Genomic DNA, 23365 nt, shown 5'->3' with positions numbered 1-23365 from the left:
GGAATTGATATGAATTATGATTTATTACGAGAAAAGTGGTGGAGTTCATCAAGTTTGCCCAATTTTAATATAGAAAAAATAAGTTTATCAGATAAAGTGAAAAAAGAGAAACAGTTTGATGTTATTTGGGAAAAGGTTAGTAGCTATATTGATTCTAAACCAATGGGAAAAGAAAATTTTGAAGAATGGAGTAAGGAAGGCGAGAAGTTACTTAAAAAGTATATAAAAAATGACCCGATTTTTAAACTGCAGTATATGGATGAGCATGTAAGGGATGGCATGATAGAAAGTACAAAAAAATTTATAAATATGGCAAAAGAATTTGACAATGATATAAGTATATATTGCATTGGACAAGCGACGAGAAATGTATGGATTGCTAATATTCTTCAAGCTATTTTCTTTAATAAAGTGGAGTTTAATAAAGCAGTATATGGGTATAGTATGTTATATCCATATACTGATAATTATTTAGATGATGTAAATGTTAGTATGATAGATAAGATAAAATTTAATGATAGACTGCTTAATAGATTAAAGGGAGGGAAACGGCTGGATATTACAGATAATGAGATAAAGATAGATAAAATGATTGAATGTATAGAGATGATTTTTGATAGAAAAACGTATACTAAGGTTTATTATAGTCTAATAAATATACAAGAGGGACAAATAAATAGTTTAGAGCAGCAAGAAAATGTAACAATTCCTTATGAAAATGATATACTTGGAATTTCTATCAAGAAAGGAAGTGCATCAGTTTTAGTAGATGGATATTTAATAAATGGAGAACTATCAAAAGAACAAGAGGACTTCTGCCTAGGTTATGGATTCTTACTTCAAATAGGGGATGATCTTCAAGATATTGAGAATGATCTAAAAAATAATCATATGACTATAATGTCGCAGCTAGCTAATAAATATTGCTTAGATAGATTAGCAAATAAACTGTTGAATTTTACCATTGATTTTATAGATGGACATAGTGTTTTAAATAATAAAACAAACTTGAAGAAATTAATAAAAAACAATTGTGTAATGTTAATATTATTTTCAATAGTAATGAGTAAAAATTTTTTTTCTGAAGAATATGTTAATAAAATTGAGGAATACCTGCCTTTTAGTATAAAATATATAGAGAATATAAGGATAAGGCTAGAAGAAAAGTTTAAAGGAAAGGATTTGAGTGTATGGAAGTAAATAAGATAGTGAGAGATGGTCATATACATTCGCCTTATTGTCCACATGGTACAAATGATGGTTTTGATAAATATGTGGAAAAAGCTTTAGAAAAAGGGTTGAAAGAAATTTCTTTTACAGAACATATGCCTTTACCAAAAGGATTTATAGATGAAAAAATAATATTAGAAAGTTCTCCAAAGGAAGAGGAATTTATTAAATACTTAGTAGAATTAGAGCAGGTTAAAAAAAAATATGGAGGAAAGATTAAAATAAATATTGGCACAGAGATAGATTATATTGAAGGACTTGAAAAACAGACTAGAGAAATTTTATATAAGTATGGAATGAACATAGAAGATAGTATACTTTCAGTACATTTTTTGAAAATTGATAGTAAATATTATTGTATAGACTATAATAAAGCAGTTTTTAATGAAGTTATAGAGGCTATTGGAAGTTTAGAAAAGTTATATGATAAATATTTTCAGACCTTATTAAAATCTATAAAATCAGACATGGGTATATTTAAACCGAAAAGGATAGGACATTCTACCTTAGTAAGAATATTTAATAAAGAATTTCCATTTGAATATAAAAATAGAGAACTTCTTGAGGAAATAGTAAAAGAGATAAAGGATAGAAATTATGAAATAGATCATAATACAGCAGGAATAAGAAAAGAATATTGCAGAGAAGAGTATCCTTCAGGAATATTGATGGAACTAATAAAAAAATATAATATTACAGAAGTATATGGTTCTGATGCACATAGAGCAGAAGATGTAGCATATGAATTTAATTAATAAGTTATTATAATAAAAAAGCTCCATTGGCGGTTAAGAAACCTTCAATGGAGTTCTTTTATTTATATTAAATAAGAGTTTTAATTCCTATAAGTTCAATGGAAGGTGACAAAAAATTATTTTGGGGAGGCTCTGTTTTTTCTAAATAGGACCTAAGATACTTTCTATTATCATCAGGGAAAATAGTAGCTATTTCAGCATCAGATCCTAATATATCTAAAGCTTTTACACATCCTAAAAAATTAGCACCAGAAGATATGCCTACTCCTAAACCTAGCTTAGATGCCAGCATTTGTGCCATTATTATTGCATCTCCATCATCAATTGAGATAATTTTATGGAGTTTATCAAGTTTTAATAATGGCGGAATAAATTCATCTGCAATTCCTTGAATTCTATGTTTACAAAATTCTTTTTTAGCTGAAAGAATAGGAGAATTTAATGGTTCAATGGGGTAGAGTTTTATTGAATTATTATATTCATTTAAGTATTTTCCAACTCCCATTAAAGTTCCGCCAGTACCAACACCAGCAACAAAGGCAGAAGGAGATATATTATTTTTTAGAAGGATATTTAGTATTTCTGGACCAGTTGATAAATAATGAGCAGAAATATTATCTTCATTAGAAAATTGTGATGGTAGGAATATATTGTTATTTGTATTAGCTCTTTCTATTATTTGAACTATACATTCTAAGAAACCACCATCACTTTGAGAAATTAAATGAAGTTTCGCTCCAAAACTTTTTAATATCAGTTTACTTTCTTCACTGATCCAATCTGGCGTGTATATTTCAACTTTATTTCCAAGATAAGTACCAATGGCAGAAAAAGAAATTCCTGCATTTCCACTAGTTGCTTCGATGATAGTATAATTATTTTTTATATGAGCTTTGTTATAGGCTTTTTTTAATATGTACAAAGCCATTCTATCTTTAATGCTTCCAGTATAATTATAGTATTCAAGTTTTGAATAGATTTTACATTCCTTATGCTTATAATTAAAATCGATTTCAATAAGTGGAGTTTTACCAATAAGTTTTTCTAGTTCGGCAATTTTATCAGGAACCGTATCCATATAGTCTCCTTAATTTTAATGCTAGTTAATATATGTATATGTTGAGTTTATAAATATTGACAATAATATTTAATTATCCAAATATAATGATATAATGTTATTTAAGAAAAAGTATATTATATGTAAGTAGTAAAAGCCATTTTATATAAGGAGGAATTGAGATGTTAAAATATGAAGAAATTGCGTTGGATATACAACATAAGATAAATAGTGGTGAATATTTGCCAAATGATCAATTACCTTTAGAAAAAGAAATGTGTGTACAATATGGTGTGAGTAGAATAACGATAAAAAAGGCTATGGATAAACTTGTAATGAGTGGCTCAGTAGTAAAAAGAAGAGGATCAGGAACATTTGTTAAAGATGTGGATTATAACGAAGTTTCAGATGTAAGTGCATCAAGTCAATTCACAGGTTTTTCTGGAAATTTTAAAAATAAAGAAATAGTTTCAAAGATTATTGAATTTCAAGTAATTAATCCAACAGAAGAGATTGCAAATAAATTAAAGATGGAAACAGATGAATTTGTTTACTATATATGTCGTGTTAGATATGCTGATAATGATCCATATGTAATTGAATATACCTATATGCCAATCGATATAATTCCAGGTCTTAAAAAAGATGTGTTAAGAAATTCAATTTATAAATACATAGAAGAAACATTAAAACTTAAAATAAAAAGTGCTCACAGAACTGTGAGAGCATTATTACCTAATGAATTAGAACAAGAAAATTTAGAAATTGCAGAGAATTTTCCAATATTAGAGGTTGAGCAAATTGCATTTTTAGATAATGGACAGCCATATGAATATTCAAAATCACATCATAGAAGTGATAGATTTGAATTTAAAAGTATAAGTGTAAGGTAATAAATGTAATGGATTCCAAGATGAATAAAATCACTATAATGGTAGTATCTGTAGTTTGATTTCTATTTATAAAAGCTATGTATATGAGTGGATTTAAGTTAGAGAAAAAGGGTCAAACAGAAGAACAATTTCAATCATAAAATATATATTTAAAAGGAGAGTCAATTTAAATTTACTCTTCTTTTTTTTTGCCTATTTATGATAGTATATAAGTATTATTTAAATAAGTGAGGGATTTTATGAGTTTTGAGTTGGAAATTAGAGAAAAGGATGGAAGTATGATTAGTGTAAAGTTTAAGATCCTTGATGAGAGTTATCTAGATAAAATAATGGACCTGCAAGATGAAATAATGGAAGGACTTAAGGAAAAAGAATGGTATTCACCTTCAAGTAAAGAGGAATTTAAGAAGAGCATTAGGGAAAATGGAAAGATATTAGGGTGCTTTCTAGATGATGATTCGTTGATTGCTATGGGAGTATATTGTGAATATGGATACGATAATCATAATTATGGTTATGATTTAATGCTAGAAGGGGAAGAATTGTTAAGAGTTGGACAAATTGAATCAACTTTAGTAAGTGAAAAATATAGAGGTAATAGATTACAGAAAAAAATTTGTGAAGTATTAGAAAAAGAAGCTATAAAAAATAATATGAAAATTTTAAGTGCTACAGCATCTCCATATAATATTTATAGTGTAAATACATTTAAATCATTAAATTATACTATAGAAGCTGATAAGTTAAAATATGGTGGATTAAGAAGATATGTTTTTAAAAAGGAGATAAGAAATGAATTATTTTAAGGATCAGAAGTTTAAATCGAATTTAATATTGGCGACATGTATTATAATAGTAGCATATATTTTTATGAATCTAAATACTGTTGGAAATTTATTAAGTGTAGGCATAGGAATTATAAAACCGTTTCTAATAGGTATGGGGGTTGCTTTTGTGTTAAATTTACCTATGAAATTTTTTGAAGATAATGTTATAGGTAAGATTCTAGAAAAAGCTAAAATTAAAAATATGGATGGAATTAAAAGACCGTTAGCAATAATCATTACATTGTTTGTAATTATTGGCACAACGGTTGGTATAATATTATTTGTTATTCCACAGCTCATTGAAAGTGGTTCAACGCTAGTTAAAAATATTCCAAGCTATGTAAAATCTTTGCAAGACTTCGTTTCAACATATATGGGCTCCATGGGCTCAACGGAAATATTTAATGAGGTTTCAGAAAAGATATCATCAATGGGGGCCAACATTTTAAATATAATAGGACAAGTAACAGGTGGTTTAATTTCACAAATATTAAGTATAACTGTAGGGGTTACTTCAGCTATTTTTAATGTTTTTATGGGAATATTAATAGCTATATATATTCTAATTAGCAAAGAAAAGTTATCGATGCAAACTAAAAAATTGTTATATGCTTTTATGGAAAAGGATAAAGTTTCTAAGATACTTAAAGTAGCTGAAATATCAAATTATAAGTTTTCTAAGTTTGTTATTGGACAATGTGTAGAAGCAGTAATACTTGGTGGGTTATGCTTCATAGGTATGATAATATTTAAGATGCCTTATGCCATACTTGTAAGCACTATAATTGCAATCACTGCATTGATACCAATTTTTGGAGCTCTAATAGGAACAATACCAACCGCATTCATTATCTTAATAGTTAATCCTATGCAGGCGTTGTGGTTTATTGTACTTATTATAGTTATTCAACAAATAGAAGGTAATTTTATTTATCCTATGGTAGTAGGAAATTCAATTGGGCTTTCTGCTTTATGGGTATTACTTGCGATAACAGTAGGGGGAAGTACTTTTGGAATATTAGGAATATTAATCGGAACACCTCTTTTTGCAGTAATATATACGGTACTTGGTACAATAACTAATAATAGACTTAAAAATAAAGATATAAAATTATAGAAAAACATTTAAAATATTCATTGAGTAATATGTTAAAAAGAATAATAATATGTAATTATCATATTTGGAATTTAATAAAAAAAATATACTAGTTTTGTAAAAAAGTTTAATTTTATTATTAAAAAAAACAAATTTAATTAATAAATTTAAATAAATTGTTGACTAGTAAAATAATGTATAATAAAATATTATTAATATATTTTGAAAGAGCTTTTTATGATAATATAAAAAGCTTTTTACATTCTTACTAACTAAGGGGGACAAAAAAGTGAAAAAAAAGTCATGTATTGCGATGATAGTAGCTTCAGTAATGTCAGTAGCATTACTAGTGGGATGTGGGGCTAAGAATGAAAATAAAAAATATGTAATAGCAACAGATGCTAAGTTTGCTCCATTTTCGTTTGAAGAAAATGGAACATATAAAGGAATTGATGTAGAAATTCTAGATGCAATAGCTAAAGAAGAAGGATTTGAATATGAATTAAAGCCAATGGACTTTAATGGAATAATACCAGGTCTTACATCTAATCAATTAGATGGAGCAATATCTGCAATGAGTATTACAGATGAGAGAAAAAAAGCTCTAGATTTTTCAGATCCATATTTTGAATCAGGTTTATCAATAGTTACAAATAGAAATAATGTTGCTATCAATGGAGAGAGTGATATAAAAGGGAAAAGTGTTTCTGTAAAGAAAGGAACTGCAGGTGCTAAATTTGCAGAAGATAATAAGGATAAGTATGGATTGCAATTAAACTATTTTGAAGATTCTCCATCTATGTTCCAAGCAGTAGAAAATGGAAATACTGATTTTGCCTTAGAAGATTATCCTGTTATAGGGTACAAGATTAAGGTAGATGGAAATTCTAAGTTAAAGATGGTTGGTAATAAAGTTGACATATCAAACTATGGATTTGCTGTTAACAAAAATCAAAATAAAGATTTATTAAAGAAATTTAATGATGGACTTAAGAAGTTAAAAGATAGTGGAAAGTATGATGAGATAGTTAATCAATACATTTCAAAATAGTAAGGGGAGAAGTATGAATTTTTTAGAATTATTAAAAGATAGTATGCCAAGTTTATTAGATGGGTTGTTAGTAACTGTAAAAATATCTGTGGTATCACTAATATTTGCAGTAATAATTGGATTAGTATTTGGTATATTTACTATAAGTAAGTCAAAGATATTAAAAGCAATCGCTTCAGTATACATATTTATAATTAGAGGAACACCTCTAATCGTTCAAGCATTATTCTTATATTTTGGAGTTGGTCAACTTTTAGGAATAAGATTTGATCCAGAATTAGCAGGTATAATAGTATTAAGTTTAAATGCAGGAGCCTATATGGCAGAAATATTTAGAGGTGGTATAATGGCAGTTGATCCAGGTCAAATGGAGGCTGCAAGAAGTTTAGGGTTTAATTATTTTAAATCTATGAGAAAAATTATTTTACCTCAGGCAATTAAGGTAATGATACCATCTATAATAAATCAATTTATAGTAACAATAAAAGATACATCAATTTTAACAGTAATAAGTATAAGAGAGCTTACTCAAAGTGGGCAAATCATTATAGCCCAAAACTTTAAACCCTTCCAGATGTATGCAATAATAGCTGTAATGTATTTTATATTAATAACAGCATTAACTATTGTTTCTAAGTATATAGAAAGGAAGTTAAGTTATGGTAATAGAAGCTAAAAATCTTAAAAAACATTATGGAAATTTAGAAGTTCTTAAGGATATTTCTGTAGATGTAAAAGAAGGAGAAGTTGTCTGTATAATAGGACCATCAGGATCAGGAAAGAGTACATTCTTAAGATGTTTAAATGCTCTTGAAGTAATAGATGGTGGATCTATAAATATATTAGGGCAAAATATATCAGAACCAAGTTGTGATATAAATAAAGCGAGAGAAAATATAGGAATGGTTTTTCAATCATTTAATTTATTTCCGCACTTGACAGTAATGGAAAATATAACTTTAGCGCCAATTGATTTGAAGAAAATGCCTAAGGCCAAAGCACAAGAACTGGCATTATCTCTTTTAAAGAAGGTTGGGATAGATCATAAACAAGATGAATACCCTAATATGTTATCTGGAGGACAAAAGCAAAGGGTTGCTATAGCAAGAGCATTAGCAATGAATCCTAAGATAATGTTATTTGATGAACCTACTTCAGCATTAGATCCAGAAATGGTTGGGGAAGTATTAAAGGTAATGCAAGATTTAGCAAAGGAAGGAATGACAATGGTAGTTGTTACTCATGAAATGGGATTTGCTAAAGAAGTTGCTGATAGAGTAATATTTATGGACCAAGGATATATTATGGAAGAAGGTACGCCAAAAGATGTTTTTGAATCACCAAAAAATGATAGGTGTAAAGAATTCTTAAATAAAGTTATAGGCTAAATTAAAGAAATTTATAAGTTTTATAAAGAGCTTTTTATAATAAAAGCTCTTTAAATTAATTAAGGGGGACTAGAAAATGAGAAAAAAATTATTTATCGCAGCAATTTTAGCAGTAACAATGTCGGTGCCATTATTTGTTGGATGTGGGGCTAATAATGAAAATAAGAAATACGTAATAGCAACAGATGCTAAGTATGCACCTTTTTCTTTTGAAGAAGATGGAAAATATAAAGGTATTGATGTAGAAGTTTTAGATGCTGTAGCAAAAGAAGAAGGATTTGAGTATGAATTAAAACCAATGGATTTTGATGGAATAATACCAGGACTTACTTCTAATCAATTAGATGGAGCAATAGCAGGTATAAGTATGACTGATGAAAGAAAAAAGTCATTAGATTTTTCTGAACCATACTTTGAAGCAGGTTTATCTATAATTACAAATGCAAATAATACAGCAATTAATGGAGAAAGTGACTTACAAGGTAAGAAAGCTTCTTTAAAGAAGGGAACCGCAGGTGCCAAATTTGCAGAAGACAATAAAGATAAGTATGGATTACAATTAAATTATTTTTCAGATTCTCCATCTATGTTCCAAGCAGTGGAAAATGGAAATGCTGATTTTGCATTAGAAGATTATCCTGTTATAGCATATAAGATTAAAGTTGATACTAGTTCTAAATTAAAAATAGCTGGTAATAAGGTTACTAAAGCAGACTATGGTTTCGCTGTTAACAAGGGACAAAATGCAGATTTATTAAAGAAATTTAATGAAGGATTAAAAAAGATAAAAGATAATGGAAAGTATGATGAGATAGTTAAGCAGTATCTTTCAAAATAGTTATAGTAAAATAAGTTTTTGAATTAAAAAAAAGTTGTTCTTAATTTAGAACAACTTTTTTATTTCATCCATTACATTTACAGCAGCATCATATCCATTTTGCCATCCTTGTTTTAATTTTAGTATGTCTTTTTCAAAGCTTTCTATAGATTGTTCAATAGTAGGTCTTATTATTATTGCCTTTCCTTCAGCTTCGAGCTTTTCACAAAATCTTACAGTATCATTGTAAAGTTCATGTCTAGTCAGCAAAGGCTTAATTAAATTAGGATATTTTCTCCCTATAACCTTTGAGGCTATTTTGTAGCTCTTTCCAAGGGTTTTTCTATATTCCTTTGGTCTGGTTAGTATAATGAGATGTTTTTCATTACCGTCGGCGATTGCTTTTCTTATAGGAATGGGATCGCATAATCCACCATCATAGTAAAAACCATCTTTAACCTTGATTGCTGGAAAGAAAAGAGGAATGGCACAGGTAGCTCTAAGAATTGAACATTTGTCATCTAATTCTTTCGCATTAATATACTCAGTTTTTCCAGTTTCAGCATTAGTAACTCCAACAAGAGCAGTTCCTTCATATTTCATAAAAGTATCCATATCAAATGGATTAAGTTTATTTGGAATTTCATTAAAAACAAAATCAAGACCAAATATACTTCTGCACTTGAAGAAATTCCTAATTCCTAAATATCTCTTATCTAATCTATATTTTTCTAGAACTTCTAAGTTTCTTTTATGCTGCTTTGATAAATAAGAAATTCCATTTGTAATACCAGCAGAAACTCCTATACAATATGGAAACATTATATCATTATCTAATAATGCATCCATTACACCTGCACTAAATATAGGTCTAAATGTTCCGCCTTCTAATATTAAGCTTGGCATAATTCCTCCTTATTTTGTATTATTATAAATTTGTATGTACAAAATTATACGCTTTAATTTAATAAAGTACAATAATATTGGATAATTTTTGTTAATAGTTTATACATATTTAGTTAAAAGTATATTAATAAAAAAATAATTACTCATATTTTCTTGTTCAGTAGTAAATAATATGAATAATAGACACATAAGTTAAATACAAAATAATAATGCTAAAAATTAATGCTTATGTTAAGAAATATATATAATAATTAATTGGCTTATTTGGGAGGAAAAAATATGAAAGTTACCAATGCTCAAGAATTAACTGAAAGAATTAAAGAATTAAGAAAAGCACAAAGAATATTTGCATCATTTTCTCAAAAGCAGGTTGATGAGATATTTAGACAGGCGGCAATGGCAGCAAATAATCAAAGAATAGGCCTTGCGAAGCTTGCTGTAGAAGAAAGTGGAATGGGAATTGTAGAAGATAAAGTTATCAAAAATCACTTTGCAGCAGAATATATCTATAATCAATATAAGGATATGAAAACCTGTGGGGTTATTTATGAGGATAGAACCTTCGGAATAAGTAAGGTTGCTGAACCATTTGGAATAATAGCAGCAATAGTCCCAACTACAAATCCTACATCAACTGCGATATTTAAAACATTAATAGCATTAAAAACAAGAAATGGAATAATAATAAGTCCACATCCAAGAGCGAAGAGAGCTACAATTGAAGCTGCTAAGATAGTTTTAGAAGCTGCTGTTAATGCTGGAGCACCTGAAGGAATAATAGCATGGATCGATGAACCTTCTGTAGAATTATCACAAATGGTAATGAAGGAAGCAGATATTATACTAGCGACTGGTGGTCCAGCAATGGTTAAGTCGGCTTATTCATCAGGAAAGCCTGCTATAGGAGTTGGTGCAGGAAATACACCAGCAATTATAGATGATACTGCACATATAAAAATGGCAGTAAACTCTATATTACTTTCAAAGACTTTTGATAATGGAGTAATATGTGCATCAGAACAAAGTATAATAGCTATGAACTCAGTTTATGATAAAGTAAAGTCAGAGTTAGACGAAAGAGGGGCTTATATACTTAAAGGGGATGAAATTGATAAGGTAAGAAAGATAATATTAAATGAAAAAGGTGGGCTCAATTCAAATATAGTAGGTCAATCTGCATTTAAGATAGCTCAAATGGCAGGTGTAAGTGTTCCTGAAAATGCAAAAGTACTAGTTGGAGAAGTGGAATCAGTAGAACTTGATGAACCATTTTCCCATGAAAAATTATCACCGGTATTAGCTATGTATAAAGCTGAAACCTTTGATGAAGCTCTAAAGAAAGCCTCAAGGTTGATTGAATTAGGTGGTATGGGTCATACGTCCATACTTTATACTGATCAAATTAAATCGGTTGATAGAATAAATGCTTTTGGAGTAGCTATGAAAACTGCTAGAACTTTAATAAACATGCCAGCATCACAAGGTGCGATTGGGGATATATATAACTTTATGTTAGCACCATCATTAACACTTGGATGTGGTTCTTGGGGAGGAAACTCAGTTTCAGAAAATGTAGGACCTAAACATTTACTAAATGTTAAGAGTGTTGCTGAGAGGAGAGAAAATATGCTTTGGTTTAGAGTCCCTGAAAAAATTTACTTTAAATATGGTTGTTTACCAGTAGCCTTAAGAGAATTAGATGAAATAGGTAAGAAGAAGGTATTTATAGTTACAGATAGAGTTTTAGCTGATTTAGGTTATACTGATCATGTCACTAGGGTTTTAGAAGAACTGGGAATAGATTTTAGAATATTCTCAGATGTTGAACCAGATCCAACTTTAAAAGCAGCTAAAGCAGGAGCCGATGCTATGCTTTCCTATAAGCCGGATGTAGTATTAGCTTTGGGTGGAGGTTCACCTATGGATGCGGCGAAGATAATGTGGGTAATGTATGAACACCCAGATGTTGTATTTGAAGATTTAGCTATGAGATTTTTAGATATAAGAAAGAGAGTTTATAAATTCCCACCTATGGGTGAGAAAGCTATGATGGTTGCTATACCAACATCAGCAGGAACTGGATCAGAAGTAACTCCGTTTGCAGTAATAACTGATGAGAAAACAGGAGTTAAGTATCCATTAGCAGATTATGAATTGACTCCAGACATGGCTATAGTAGATGCAGAACTTATGATGAGTATGCCAAAAGGATTAACTGTATACTCTGGTATTGATGTATTAGTTCATGCAATAGAAGCATATGTTTCAGTTTTAGCATCTGAGTATACTAATGGGTTAGCACTTGAAGCAATAAGATTAGTATTTAAATACTTACCAGATTGCTATAATGAAGGGCAAACCAATGTTAAGGCAAGAGAAAAGATGGCTCATGCTTCATCAATAGCAGGGGTAGCTTTTGCTAATGCTTTTCTAGGAATATGCCACTCGATGGCTCATAAACTCGGTGCATTTCATCACTTGCCACATGGTATGGCAAATGCTTTGCTAATAAATGAGGTTATTAAATTTAATGCTACAGATGCTCCAACTAAACAAACAGCATTTTCACAATATAAATATCCAAATGCTGCATGGAGATATGCAAGGATAGCAGATCACTTACATTTAGGAGGAAGTTCTGATGAAGAAAAGGTAGATTTATTGATTGAGGCTATAGAAGGATTAAAAGACAGACTCAATGTTCCGAAGTCAATTAGGGCAGCAGGGGTAGGTGAAGATAAATTTTATGGTCAATTAGATGAAATGGTTGAGCAAGCATTTGATGATCAATGTACAGGAGCTAACCCAAGATACCCATTGATGAGTGAGTTAAAACAACTTTATATAAATGCATACGATACAAAAGAAAGTTAATATGATAATTAGGTAAAAAGCTACTTTTACAAGGTAGCTTTTTATTAATTTATAAACTCGGATGTATTTTTGTATTGTTAAATAGTAAAGAGTTTTTAGTTTATTTAAAGGCTTTTTCATATGAACATTTTTAGCTTTTCTTCAATTATGGAAATTCCTTTTATAATATCATTGTCACTGACACTTGCAATGCTAAGCCTAATGCCTTTCTTATAGAATTTATCGTCAAAATAAAATCTTTTCCCGTGGCCAACTATGACTTTAGATTTTTCTAATTCCTTTACTAATATATCTTCATTAACCAATTCAGGAAGCTTTAGATAGCAATAAAAACCAGAGTGTTCTTTAACTACTTCAACACCAAGAGATTCTAAAGATTTTAAGTTTTCATTTAAAACATTATATTTATTCTTTAAATCAGCGGTTATTAATGAAGTATGCTTATAAAGTAGCTTGCTTTGAAGATAGATTTCTAAAGTTGCTTGTGATAATAGAGATGCTGTAGGGTATGAAAAAAAATGAATTTTATGCATACATTCTCTAAGAGCTTCAATCAAAGAAGTTGGGCAAACTATAAATCCTATTCTCATCCAAGGCATAATTTTAGAGAAACTACTAATATAAAATACGTGTTTACGGTCAGAATATGAGAATATAGGGTCATAATTTTTATTTTCGTCTATACATGAAAAATAATCATCTTCAACTATATATACATCATATTTCTTAGCAAGTTTAGCTATTGATTTTCTTTGATTTTTGCTTAAAGTAGTTCCTAAAGGATTATGATGCTGTGGAATAACATAGAAAAATTTAATACTTTCTTCCTTAAATATCCTTTCTAATTCTTTGAGATCGATGCCATTTTCATCTCTTTCTATTCCTATTACATGTGTATCACTATTTTTTAGACCTTCCATATACATAGCATATGTAGGTTGTTCTATCAAAATAGTTGTCTTTTTATTTGGAAATTCTAAAGCATTTAGTGTACTTAAGGTTTGACAGACACCCATATTAATAAAAATATTATCTCTCGAGGTAAATATTTGATAATTAGAAAGATGGGTAACCAATTTATCTCTTAAAGAGTCAATACCATAAACGCCACTTTCTAAAGAATAATTTTTATATATGTCACTAGCCCATTTTAGGCAGTGTTTTAAATCTTCTGTATTCATATTGCCTATAACGGTATTTCCACTGTGAAAATTAATAGTATCTCTTTTGAATTGACCTCTATCTAAAGTTTCAGCTATAAAAAAGCCACTTTTAGGGGAAGAATAAATTACATGATTATTTTTTAATGTTTCATAGGCCTTTATAACTGAATTTTTTGAACAGTTATATTTATTGGTTAAAGTTCTGATAGATGGTAATTTTGCCCCAGGTTTTAATTCGCCTTTTTGTATAGATTCATTAATATCATCCGCAATTATCATATATATACTTTTCAAGTTTAATACCTCCTATCCATATAAATTCAGAATATCACAGTATAATTTAATTTTCTACAATATGTTCATGAACAAAAGAATGTTTTATCTCATAATAGTGAAGTAATCATTTGAATATTAAGTTTTTAATAAAGGTAAAAAATGAACATATTCTGAAGAATAAATATTCTTGTATGGTAATATTCTGAAGAATATGCTGGTAAAATGCGGACTTAAAGGGGGTTGGTAGTGAAATTGTATTGTTTTATGATGTATTGAAATGAAGAGGGAATAATAGTATAATCAGATTAATATAAAGAAAACTTGCTAGGGGTGCCAATTTGGCTGAGAGGGAGTAAAATCCTAACCCTTGTAACCTGATATGGATAATGCCATCGGAGGGAAGCAATATTAATTTAACTATATTATTTGTGTAGTAATTTTAAGCTTGCTTTGGCAAGCTTTTTTTTATAGAGAAAAAAATGAGGAGGATTCATTTATGAATTACACAACACAAATGGATGCAGCTAGAAAAGGCATCATTACAAGAGAAATGGAAATAGTAGCAAAAAAAGAAAATATGGATGCAGGAGAATTGAGAAATTTAGTTGCAGAAGGAAAGGTAGCAATTCCAGCAAATAAAAATCATAAAACGCTTAGTCCTGAAGGTGTAGGGCAGGGGCTTAAAACTAAAATTAATGTTAATCTTGGAATTTCAAAAGATTGCCCAGAATGTGATAAAGAATTAGAGAAAGTAAGAGTAGCTCTTGAAATGAAAGCAGAAGCTATAATGGATTTGTCTAATTATGGGAAAACTGAAGGCATGAGAAGAAAAATAGTAGAGATGTCTACAGCAATGCTTGGAACTGTACCAATATATGATGCCGTAGGTTTTTATGATAAAGAATTAAAAGATATAACTGCTGAAGAATTTTTAGATGTGGTAGATAAGCATGGTCAAGATGGGGTTGACTTTATAACAATACATGCAGGGCTTAACAGAGAAGCTGTTGAAACAGTAAAGAGAAATGATAGATTAACTAGTGTAGTGTCAAGAGGTGGTTCGTTATTATTTGCATGGATGGAGTTAAATAACAAAGAAAATCCGTTTTATGAGCATTTTGATAAACTTTTAGATATTTGTTCTAAATATGATATGACTATATCTTTGGGAGATGCATTAAGACCAGGGTCAATTAATGATTCCACTGATGCTAGTCAAATAAAGGAACTTATTACTTTAGGAGAACTTACAAAGAGAGCTTGGGAAAAAAATGTACAAATTATAATCGAAGGACCTGGACATATGGCACTTAATGAAATACAAGCTAATATGTTATTAGAAAAGAAGTTATGTCATGGAGCACCATTTTATGTTTTAGGACCATTAGTTACAGATATAGCACCAGGGTATGATCATATAACATCAGCAATTGGAGGAGCTATTGCTGCTACTTATGGAGCTGATTTTTTATGCTATGTTACTCCAGCGGAACATTTAAGATTACCAGATTTACAAGATATGAAGGAAGGTATTATAGCTTCAAAGATTGCAGCTCATGCAGCAGATATAGCTAAAGGAGTTAAAGGGGCAAGAGATTTAGATAATGCTATGAGTAAAGCAAGAGCTGATTTAGATTGGGAAGCTATGTTTAGCTTAGCTATTGACGGTGAAAAGGCAAGAAGATATAGAGCCGAATCACAACCACATGATGAAGAATCATGCACAATGTGTGGAAAAATGTGTTCTATGAGGACAATGAAGAAGATTCTTAGTGGAGAAGATTTAAATATACTTAGAGATTAATATAAAAATATACAAAATATAGAAAAAACAAGGATTGGTCTATTGTGAATTTTAGACTAATCCTTTATTTTTTAGAATAAAGTATTAAAAAAAATAAGTATAACTATGTAAATGAATAAAATATAAAGGAAAAAAATATAAAAAGTTCAGTTTTTGTATTTAAATATAATTTTTAAGAAGAATAGTTAAAATTATATTTACAAGGGAAAAAATTAGATGTAAAATAGACAACAATATGAAAATAATTACAATTAGAGAATAAAAAGGGGGATTATAATGAAGAGTAAAAGGTTTATTTCTCTTATGACTACTTTAGCACTAACTACTACAGTGATACTGAATAGTAGTGTATTAACAGCACTGGGAAAAGAAGTGCCTACAAATGTGTTAAAGGAAGCTGCAAAGAATCAACTTGAGGAAAAATTAACAAATCAAGCAAAGTACATTAAAGGTAATTCATTTAACGAAAATGGAACAACTTCTGGTTTAGAAGAGGACATTAGAGTTATAGTTCAATTAGAGGATTCACCAGCAATTAAGGATGATGGAACTGATTATACTGATTCAGTAAAAGAAAAAGAAGAAGGAGTCAAATCGTCTCAAAGCAATGTTATTAGTCAGGTTGAAGCTATAACTGGAACTACTGTTAAAAGAAGTTTTGGTTATTTAGTTAATGGTTTTTCAATTAATACAAAAAGAAAAAATATAGGTGCTATAAGTGCTATAGATGGGGTAAAAACAGTTACAGAAGTGAGATCATTTAAGCCGGATATGGAATTTGCAAAGAAAATAACTGGAGCAACAGATGTTTGGAAAGATCTTGGGTATAAAGGTGAAGGAATGGTAGTGTCAATTATAGATACAGGAATTGATTATAGACACAAAGACCTTCAAAAAATAGATACTAGCAAAATCAAGTTAAAAGGTGAAGATGTTAAAGTAAATATAGACAAGCTTCATTATGGTACGCATTTTACTGATAAAGTTCCGTTTGGATATAATTATGCAGATGGTAATGATAATGTAATTGATGATGGAAGTCAACATGGTATGCACGTTGCAGGTATAGTTGCAGCTAATGGAGATGATAATGATACAGGTACTTTTAAAGCAGTGAAAGGTGTTGCTCCAGAAGCACAGCTTTTAGCTATGAAGGTATTCACAAACAATCCAGCTACACCATCTGCTTATGATGATGATATCATAGCAGCCATGGAAGATTCGGTGAAATTAGGTGCAGATGTTATAAACATGAGTCTTGGTGGTGGACCAGGTTTTTCGGCAGAGGAGGATCCAGAAAATATGGCAGTTAAAAATGCCACAGATGCTGGTGTTATATGTGTTATTTCAGCAGGAAATTCGCAAACAACAACAACATCCAACACAAGTGGACAACCAACAGATGAGACAGGATTAAAAGATACAGCTACAGTTAGTTCACCTTCTACAGCAAAAGGAGCATTCTCAATAGCTTCTATGGAAAACTCTAGCACAGTTTTACCACAAGTTAGTTATGAATCAAATAAAGGGACAAAAGGAAAAGTATTTTTTAGTAATACTGAAGGAAGTAATTTAGCTGCTTTAGGAGATTACCATAAGGTAGTTGATTGTGGAAAAGGTATTATAAAAGATGGACAAGATGATTTTCATGGGCAAGATTTAAGTGGAAAGATTGCATTAATTGAAAGAGGAGTGACTACGTTCCAAAGTAAATATGATAATGCAATAGCTCATAAAGCTGCAGGGGTAATTATATATAACCATGAAGCAGGTGGAAATCTTCCTTTTGGAATGGGAATATCAAATATTACTTCTCCTGTATTTAGTTTAGGTAGAGCAGATGCATTAGTTATGAAGGATAATATAAAACTTGGAGATGATGAGTTTAAATTTAGCTCTGATGGTTCTGTTTCAGGAATTGAGAATACAGATAAGGATGATATGTCTCAGTTCTCATCATGGGGAGCAACTCCTGATTTAGAATTTAAGCCAGAGATAACAGCACCAGGTGGAGATATTTATTCTTTAGCAAATAATAACTCTTACCAAGTAATGAGTGGAACATCAATGGCGGCTCCTCATTCTTCAGGGTCAGAGGCGTTGATTCTTCAAGGAATAAAGGAGAAAAAGATTGGATTAAAGGGGAAAGATTTAGTTACATTCGCAAAAAATACCGCTATGAATACAGCTAAGATAATGATTGATAAGTATGATTCTAGTAAATCAATACCTTATTCAACAAGAAGACAAGGTGCTGGTTTAATGCAAATAGAGAATGCTATCAAAAATAATGTAACAGTAACTTATAAGGATGGGAAAGCTGCAGCAGCATTAAAACAAATTGGAAAGAAGACTATATTTAATCTAGAGTTAAAGAATTATGGATCAAAGGATATAACTTATAAACTAGAAAATGAAAAAGCTTATGGTGAAGTTATTGGAGATAATAATAAAATTCATGAAGTTGAACTTGAGGGATCAGGAGTAACTTTAGATAAAAATGAGGTTGTGGTTAAAGCAAATTCTACAGCTGAAGTTACGGCTACATTGAATTTAAGTGACAAAGTAGCTACAGAAAACTTTGTTGAGGGATATATTCACTTTACTTCAGAAGATTTGGCTGAACCTTCGCTATCAGTGCCATATATGGGGTTTTATGGTGATTGGGGAAAGGAAAGTATAGTAGATGCTCCGAAGTATGTTGGTAGCAGTGATTATAAGATTGGTACAACAGGATTAATGACTTATTCAAATGGGAAAAATAATTATTTAGGATCAACAATAAAGAATGATGAATTATTCATAGAAAAGGATAAAGTTGCTATTTCACCAAATGGAGATGGGATAAAGGATAATTTATTCCCCGCTTTATACATGTTAAGAAATTCTAAAGAGTTAAAAGCACAAGTGATAGATAAAGATGGAAATGTTATAAAGGATCTTTATGTATCTCCAAGAGTAGTTAAAACTATGTATAGTGATTATGCTTCAGGTAAGGAAGATGCCAAGTATTTAAATGGTGCTAAGTGGGATGGAACAGTATATAATTCTTCTACAGGAAAAGAAGAGAAAGCTAAAGATGGGGAGTATAAAATAAGAATAACTAATTCCATGGAACTTGAAGGAAGTAAAGAACAAGTATTAGATCTTCCTGTAAAATTAGATTCAGTTGCACCAGAAATTAAGATAGAAGGTGTAGAAAAATATAAAGATTCAAAAGGTGGCATCCACTATAAATTGAAGTGGAAGGAAGCAGATAATGATGGTGGATCAGGCCCTGACAATAGTTTTACAGCTGCAATAGATGGGAAAATTATTGCTATTAAAGAGAGTGATATAACAGAGGTTAATGGTATTTATTCCAGTGAAATACCATTTAATGAGGGAGAAATCAATACAGTTCAAATAGCTGGATATGATAATGCTGGAAATTATACAGAAGCTTCAGAAAAGCTTAAAGCTGATGATCTTAAAACTATTGCCATTTCTGGAATGGAAGATGGATTAGTTATTGGACAGGCAGAATTAGTTAATGGTAAATATGTTGTAGAAGGAACTGCAGGTAATGATTTAGGAAAGCTAATTGTTAATGGAAAAGAAGTTGCAATAACTAGTAACTATTTTGAAGCTCCAGTAGATGTTAAAGAAGGAATAAATACAATTAAAATTCAGGCTGAAGACAAGGGTGGAAAAAATATTTTAGATAAAGAATATAAAGTTATCTTAGATACAAAAAATCCAGAAGTTACTGTGGATCCAAATATAGGAGACGCAAGTCCTTATTTTACTACTGAAGATAATAGTATTAAGTTTAATGTTTCAGTAAAAGATGATACAGGCGTGACAGGATATTTGAAAAATGGTACTTCCAGCACTACATTAGATCTAAAAAGTGGACAGGCAACTGGGGAAGTAAGCTTAAAAGATGGATTAAATTCAATTAAGCTTTTAGTTTCAGATAAGGCTGGGAACAGTACAGTGAAGAATATGACAGTTGTAAAAGGCAATTCTTTAAGTAAATTAAATGTTACTATAGATAATTTGAGTTTTGCTCAATTTATAAAAGCTAGCCAAGTTAAAAATGGTATTTACAAAGTTTTGGGACATGTAAATAAGAATGCAAAAGTTCTAAAGATTAATGGACAAGATGTAAATATAAATAGTGATTTAACATTTACTTACGATTTTTCGGTAAAGAATGGAAATAACTTGTTGAAGGTATATGCAGAAGATAATGATGGAAAAATAGTAGCCAATTATGCATATAAAGCATACTATGATGAAACTTTACCTAAGATTTCTATGAGTTTGCCATTAATAAGAGAAGATGGGAATATATATACCAATAATTCTAAATTTAATGTAAGTGGTAAAGTGACAGATAACATGTTTGGATATTCATTCTATTTAAATGGAGATTGTTTAATACATTTTGACAGCCAACCAGTATCAGATGAAAGGTTATTAGAGAAAGAATTTTCAAAAGATATAAATTTAAATGATGGATTAAATCATGTTAGCTTATTAGCTGAAGATGAATTTGGGAATAAGGTTTCAGATGATATTAAAGTAATTTTAGATAAAGTTGCACCGAATGCACCAAGCATTGATGTGCTAAGAGAAACAAACAAACCTGTAGAAGTAGAAATAAAAACAGATGAAAATCAAGTGGATAGAATAGAGTATAGTTTCGATGGCACAAACTATGTTAAATATACAGGCAAAATTGAAGTAGATAATGATACTGCTGTTTATGCAAGGGTAGTGGATTATGCAGGTAATGTTAGTGTGCATAGTAAAACCTTTGTTCAAGTTGATACTACTGCTCCAGTAGTTGATATTAATGGAGTTAAAGATGGACAAACTTATTACACTCCTATTACTCCAATTGCTACTGTAGATGACAAGGATGCTAAGTTAACATTACTATTAAATGGTAAAGAATATAATGGTGAGAAGTTGGATGTTGAAGGTGATTATGTTTTAGAAGCTTATGCTGTAGATAAATCAGGAAATAAATCTAATGTTACTAAGAAGTCATTTAGAATATCACAAAGTTCATTTGAAAGAATTGAAGGAAATAGACACATAATAACACATAGCAAAAATATTAAACCTGCTGGAGATAATGCATTTGTATATGAAAGTACAAGCGGAGAAAATTTAAGAGCTATAATTGAAGATGTATCAAGAGATTCAATTGTTACTTCACCAAATACAAAGATCGTTCTTCCAAGCAAGTTGTTAGAACTAGCTTCAACTGGAACAGTAAGTTTTGATCAAAAGATTTATGAAGATAGAGACTTGTTATCAACATTGAAGTCAATAGGAGAAATAATTGATTTATCATTAACAAATTCACACGGAAAGGTTATAAGTGATTTTAATGGTAATAAGGTAAAAGTATCAATTAAAATTACAGATGATCAACTTAAGAATTTGGATAAAGGGAAACTAGCAGCATATTATTATGATGAAAGTACAAATACTTGGAAAGAGATAGGAGGAGAATTCCTAAATGAATCTTCAGAATTTGTATTTGAAACATCTCATTTCACTAAATTTACAATAGCTGAAAAATTAGTTGATAATAAAGATGGTAATCCAGATAATGGAGCAATGAATACAAATTCAACAGGAAATAAGAGCGGCTTGTCTGAAAAAACTGGAGATAAAAATTCATTATCTATGATTTTAGGCGTCACTTTAATAGCTTTAGTATCAGGTGCTGGATTGTTTATATCAGGGAAAAGAAGAAAGAAGAATAGTTAATTTAGAAAATAAGCTATCTAAACTTTGATTTAGATAGCTTACTTTTTTATTTTGAATTATTACTTTTATGAAAATAAACTAGTTATTGAATCCCAAATTCCAGAAAAGAAATCCCCAACCTTTGAGAAGAACCCCTTAGCTTCAGTGCTAGTTAATTTATCTTTCAATTGTTTTGTTACATCATTAAGTTGATCTTTTATTGAGCTATAGTCTAAATGTAGATCATTAATTTTTGACATTAATGTTTTGATATTATTTATGTCATCATCTGATAGTTTGTCCTTAAATTCTTTAACTTCTTTATCTACTATTTTATTTAACTCTTCATCAGTTTTTGGTTTTTCCTTAATTACATCTTTTTTAACATTATTTATAAGATTTGTGGCATCATCTTGGCCAAGCTTGTCGCCTAAGGCTCCTGTAACTACAATTTCGTTATTAGCAGCTTCTTTTTTGCTATCATCAATTTTTTCTCCGCTAGAACTATTTTCAAATCCTTTAAGTATGCCTGTAAGAGCAGCAGTTCCAGATACTTTAAATGGAGCAGAGGCTTTTACAGTTGCATTTTTAATCCCAGCAGTTATAAGAGAATTTTTTATCATATTGTCAGTAACCCATGTTAGATTGTTAGTGCTTATATCTAAGCCACCACTATTGGTTGGTTCAACATAAGAGCAAGATATTGATTTGTTTCCTAATTGTGTTGCTGTAGCTACTTTTCCTAAAGCAGCATATTCCTCTTTTGAAGTTATTTCTATTACATTTGCATCATTTTTAGTAACATTAAAGTATTTTAGCATTTCATTTTTTTGTTCTTGATTTAAATCAGCTCCTAAAGTTACAACTTTATAAGAATCAGCAGAAACCTTAGTGCTGCTAAAAGGTGAAGTAATAATAGTTAATGATAATAATGATAACATTAATTTGTTTATAAATGATTTTGATTTCATAATTAATCTCCTTACATTATTTAGTTTTGTATAATTATAGCATAAAATATCTTATTACTTTCTTTAGAGTTTATTACTTTTAGTTTAAAATAATATAAATTTATGATGTAGATATATAAATTATTTTAAATATAGTAGTATAAATATTATAAAGATGCACAAACTATGCCTAGTGTATCAATATATATATTGATTTGAAAAAGTGAGAAATATGGCGAAATAATAATCTAATGCTAACTCGGTGTATATGCTTATTATTAAAATAAAAGTATATGTGATAACATTATGTACATCGGCTAAACAAATCAAGTCACTTTTTAAAAATTAATGTTTAAAAAAGGTGTTGACAAGAGTTTGTATAGGTGATAAGATAAGAAAGTCGCTTGAGGGCGACAAACAAAATGGTCTTTGAAAATTGAACAGATATAAATAAGTTAAAAACCAGCAATTCTTTTAGAGTAAGTTTTTTGAGTAGATTAAACTTTTTATTGAGAGTTTGATCCTGG

General features: G+C 29.8%; 16 protein-coding genes and 1 riboswitch. Of the genes, 12 read left to right on the top strand and 4 right to left on the bottom strand.

Going from position 1 to position 23365, the window contains the following annotated elements; all coding sequences use genetic code 11:
• The first annotated feature begins 9 nt into the window (after nucleotides 1-9).
• The gene (locus H9661_RS04990; protein WP_143318422.1) at nucleotides 10-1200 is read left to right on the top strand and encodes a hypothetical protein; all 1191 of its coding nucleotides are present in this window, start codon (nucleotides 10-12) and stop codon (nucleotides 1198-1200) included.
• A complete protein-coding gene (gene hisJ, locus H9661_RS04985) occupies nucleotides 1191-1985 on the top strand; it encodes a histidinol-phosphatase HisJ (RefSeq protein WP_143318421.1) in 795 nt (264 codons plus the stop codon). Before H9661_RS04990 ends, hisJ begins: the two co-directional genes overlap by 10 nt.
• A 67-nt stretch (nucleotides 1986-2052) precedes the next feature.
• Here the strand turns inward: hisJ and H9661_RS04980 are convergent, their stop codons facing one another.
• The gene (locus H9661_RS04980) at nucleotides 2053-3063 is read right to left on the bottom strand and encodes a PLP-dependent cysteine synthase family protein (RefSeq protein ID WP_143318420.1); all 1011 of its coding nucleotides are present in this window, start codon (nucleotides 3061-3063) and stop codon (nucleotides 2053-2055) included.
• A 161-nt stretch (nucleotides 3064-3224) separates the two neighbouring features.
• On the opposite strand from H9661_RS04980, the gene H9661_RS04975 reads away from it, so the two are divergent.
• From H9661_RS04975 to H9661_RS04945, 7 genes are all read left to right on the top strand, one after another.
• Nucleotides 3225-3935: a GntR family transcriptional regulator gene (locus H9661_RS04975; protein ID WP_143318419.1), complete on the top strand. Its 711-nt coding sequence runs from the start codon at nucleotides 3225-3227 to the stop codon at nucleotides 3933-3935.
• 239 nt (nucleotides 3936-4174) lie between these two features.
• Nucleotides 4175-4741 carry a GNAT family N-acetyltransferase gene (locus tag H9661_RS04970; protein WP_191767854.1) on the top strand — a complete coding sequence of 189 codons (567 nt, stop codon included), beginning with the start codon at nucleotides 4175-4177 and terminating at the stop codon, nucleotides 4739-4741.
• A complete protein-coding gene (locus H9661_RS04965; RefSeq protein WP_191767853.1) occupies nucleotides 4728-5879 on the top strand; it encodes an AI-2E family transporter in 1152 nt (383 codons plus the stop codon). The genes H9661_RS04970 and H9661_RS04965 overlap by 14 nt, the downstream gene beginning before the upstream one ends.
• Nucleotides 5880-6147: 268 nt before the next feature.
• Nucleotides 6148-6909, top strand: a complete 762-nt coding sequence (locus tag H9661_RS04960; RefSeq protein ID WP_191767852.1) for a transporter substrate-binding domain-containing protein — start codon at nucleotides 6148-6150, stop codon at nucleotides 6907-6909.
• A gap of 13 nt (nucleotides 6910-6922) precedes the next feature.
• A complete protein-coding gene (locus H9661_RS04955; protein ID WP_143318415.1) occupies nucleotides 6923-7585 on the top strand; it encodes an amino acid ABC transporter permease in 663 nt (220 codons plus the stop codon).
• A complete protein-coding gene (locus H9661_RS04950) occupies nucleotides 7569-8297 on the top strand; it encodes an amino acid ABC transporter ATP-binding protein (protein ID WP_143318414.1) in 729 nt (242 codons plus the stop codon). Before H9661_RS04955 ends, H9661_RS04950 begins: the two co-directional genes overlap by 17 nt.
• Nucleotides 8298-8373: 76 nt before the next feature.
• Entirely contained in the window at nucleotides 8374-9135 is a 762-nt protein-coding gene (locus H9661_RS04945; RefSeq protein WP_143318413.1) for a transporter substrate-binding domain-containing protein, read from the top strand.
• A gap of 45 nt (nucleotides 9136-9180) precedes the next feature.
• Here H9661_RS04945 and H9661_RS04940 read toward each other — a convergent pair whose 3' ends face one another.
• Nucleotides 9181-10020 carry a patatin-like phospholipase family protein gene (locus H9661_RS04940; protein WP_143318412.1) on the bottom strand — a complete coding sequence of 280 codons (840 nt, stop codon included), beginning with the start codon at nucleotides 10018-10020 and terminating at the stop codon, nucleotides 9181-9183.
• A 279-nt stretch (nucleotides 10021-10299) separates the two neighbouring features.
• On the opposite strand from H9661_RS04940, the gene adhE reads away from it, so the two are divergent.
• Nucleotides 10300-12894 carry a bifunctional acetaldehyde-CoA/alcohol dehydrogenase gene (gene adhE / locus H9661_RS04935; RefSeq protein ID WP_191767851.1) on the top strand — a complete coding sequence of 865 codons (2595 nt, stop codon included), beginning with the start codon at nucleotides 10300-10302 and terminating at the stop codon, nucleotides 12892-12894.
• Nucleotides 12895-13010: 116 nt separating this feature from the next.
• Here the strand turns inward: adhE and H9661_RS04930 are convergent, their stop codons facing one another.
• Nucleotides 13011-14351, bottom strand: a complete 1341-nt coding sequence (locus H9661_RS04930; RefSeq protein ID WP_191767850.1) for an aminotransferase-like domain-containing protein — start codon at nucleotides 14349-14351, stop codon at nucleotides 13011-13013.
• A gap of 298 nt (nucleotides 14352-14649) precedes the next feature.
• A riboswitch (TPP riboswitch) is annotated at nucleotides 14650-14751 on the top strand.
• Between the two features lie 78 nt (nucleotides 14752-14829).
• Here H9661_RS04930 and thiC point away from each other — a divergent pair.
• Both thiC and H9661_RS04920 read left to right on the top strand, forming a co-directional pair.
• Nucleotides 14830-16137: a phosphomethylpyrimidine synthase ThiC gene (gene thiC, locus H9661_RS04925; protein ID WP_143318409.1), complete on the top strand. Its 1308-nt coding sequence runs from the start codon at nucleotides 14830-14832 to the stop codon at nucleotides 16135-16137.
• Between the two features lie 276 nt (nucleotides 16138-16413).
• Nucleotides 16414-21909, top strand: a complete 5496-nt coding sequence (locus H9661_RS04920; protein WP_191767849.1) for a S8 family serine peptidase — start codon at nucleotides 16414-16416, stop codon at nucleotides 21907-21909.
• Nucleotides 21910-21974: 65 nt separating this feature from the next.
• On the opposite strand, the gene H9661_RS04915 is transcribed toward H9661_RS04920, so the two are convergent.
• A complete protein-coding gene (locus tag H9661_RS04915) occupies nucleotides 21975-22859 on the bottom strand; it encodes a DUF1002 domain-containing protein (protein ID WP_143318407.1) in 885 nt (294 codons plus the stop codon).
• Between the last annotated feature and the right edge of the window lie 506 nt (nucleotides 22860-23365).

The organism is Clostridium cibarium, assembly GCF_014836335.1.
Classification (GTDB): domain Bacteria; phylum Bacillota; class Clostridia; order Clostridiales; family Clostridiaceae; genus Clostridium; species Clostridium cibarium.
The sequence above is the reverse complement of the archived record's forward strand: the minus strand, read 5'-3'. Positions and strand labels throughout refer to the sequence as shown.

Bases quoted from the DNA above. Each gene is read 5' to 3' on its own strand.
- H9661_RS04990 (WP_143318422.1), top strand. From the start codon at position 10: ATGAATTATGATTTATTACGAGAAAAGTGGTGGAGTTCATCAAGTTTG.
- hisJ (WP_143318421.1), top strand. From the start codon at position 1,191: ATGGAAGTAAATAAGATAGTGAGAGATGGTCATATACATTCGCCTTAT.
- H9661_RS04980 (WP_143318420.1), bottom strand. From the start codon at position 3,063: ATGGATACGGTTCCTGATAAAATTGCCGAACTAGAAAAACTTATTGGT.
- H9661_RS04975 (WP_143318419.1), top strand. From the start codon at position 3,225: ATGTTAAAATATGAAGAAATTGCGTTGGATATACAACATAAGATAAAT.
- H9661_RS04970 (WP_191767854.1), top strand. From the start codon at position 4,175: ATGAGTTTTGAGTTGGAAATTAGAGAAAAGGATGGAAGTATGATTAGT.
- H9661_RS04965 (WP_191767853.1), top strand. From the start codon at position 4,728: ATGAATTATTTTAAGGATCAGAAGTTTAAATCGAATTTAATATTGGCG.
- H9661_RS04955 (WP_143318415.1), top strand. From the start codon at position 6,923: ATGAATTTTTTAGAATTATTAAAAGATAGTATGCCAAGTTTATTAGAT.
- H9661_RS04950 (WP_143318414.1), top strand. From the start codon at position 7,569: ATGGTAATAGAAGCTAAAAATCTTAAAAAACATTATGGAAATTTAGAA.
- H9661_RS04945 (WP_143318413.1), top strand. From the start codon at position 8,374: ATGAGAAAAAAATTATTTATCGCAGCAATTTTAGCAGTAACAATGTCG.
- H9661_RS04940 (WP_143318412.1), bottom strand. From the start codon at position 10,020: ATGCCAAGCTTAATATTAGAAGGCGGAACATTTAGACCTATATTTAGT.
- adhE (WP_191767851.1), top strand. From the start codon at position 10,300: ATGAAAGTTACCAATGCTCAAGAATTAACTGAAAGAATTAAAGAATTA.
- thiC (WP_143318409.1), top strand. From the start codon at position 14,830: ATGAATTACACAACACAAATGGATGCAGCTAGAAAAGGCATCATTACA.
- H9661_RS04920 (WP_191767849.1), top strand. From the start codon at position 16,414: ATGAAGAGTAAAAGGTTTATTTCTCTTATGACTACTTTAGCACTAACT.
- H9661_RS04915 (WP_143318407.1), bottom strand. From the start codon at position 22,859: ATGAAATCAAAATCATTTATAAACAAATTAATGTTATCATTATTATCA.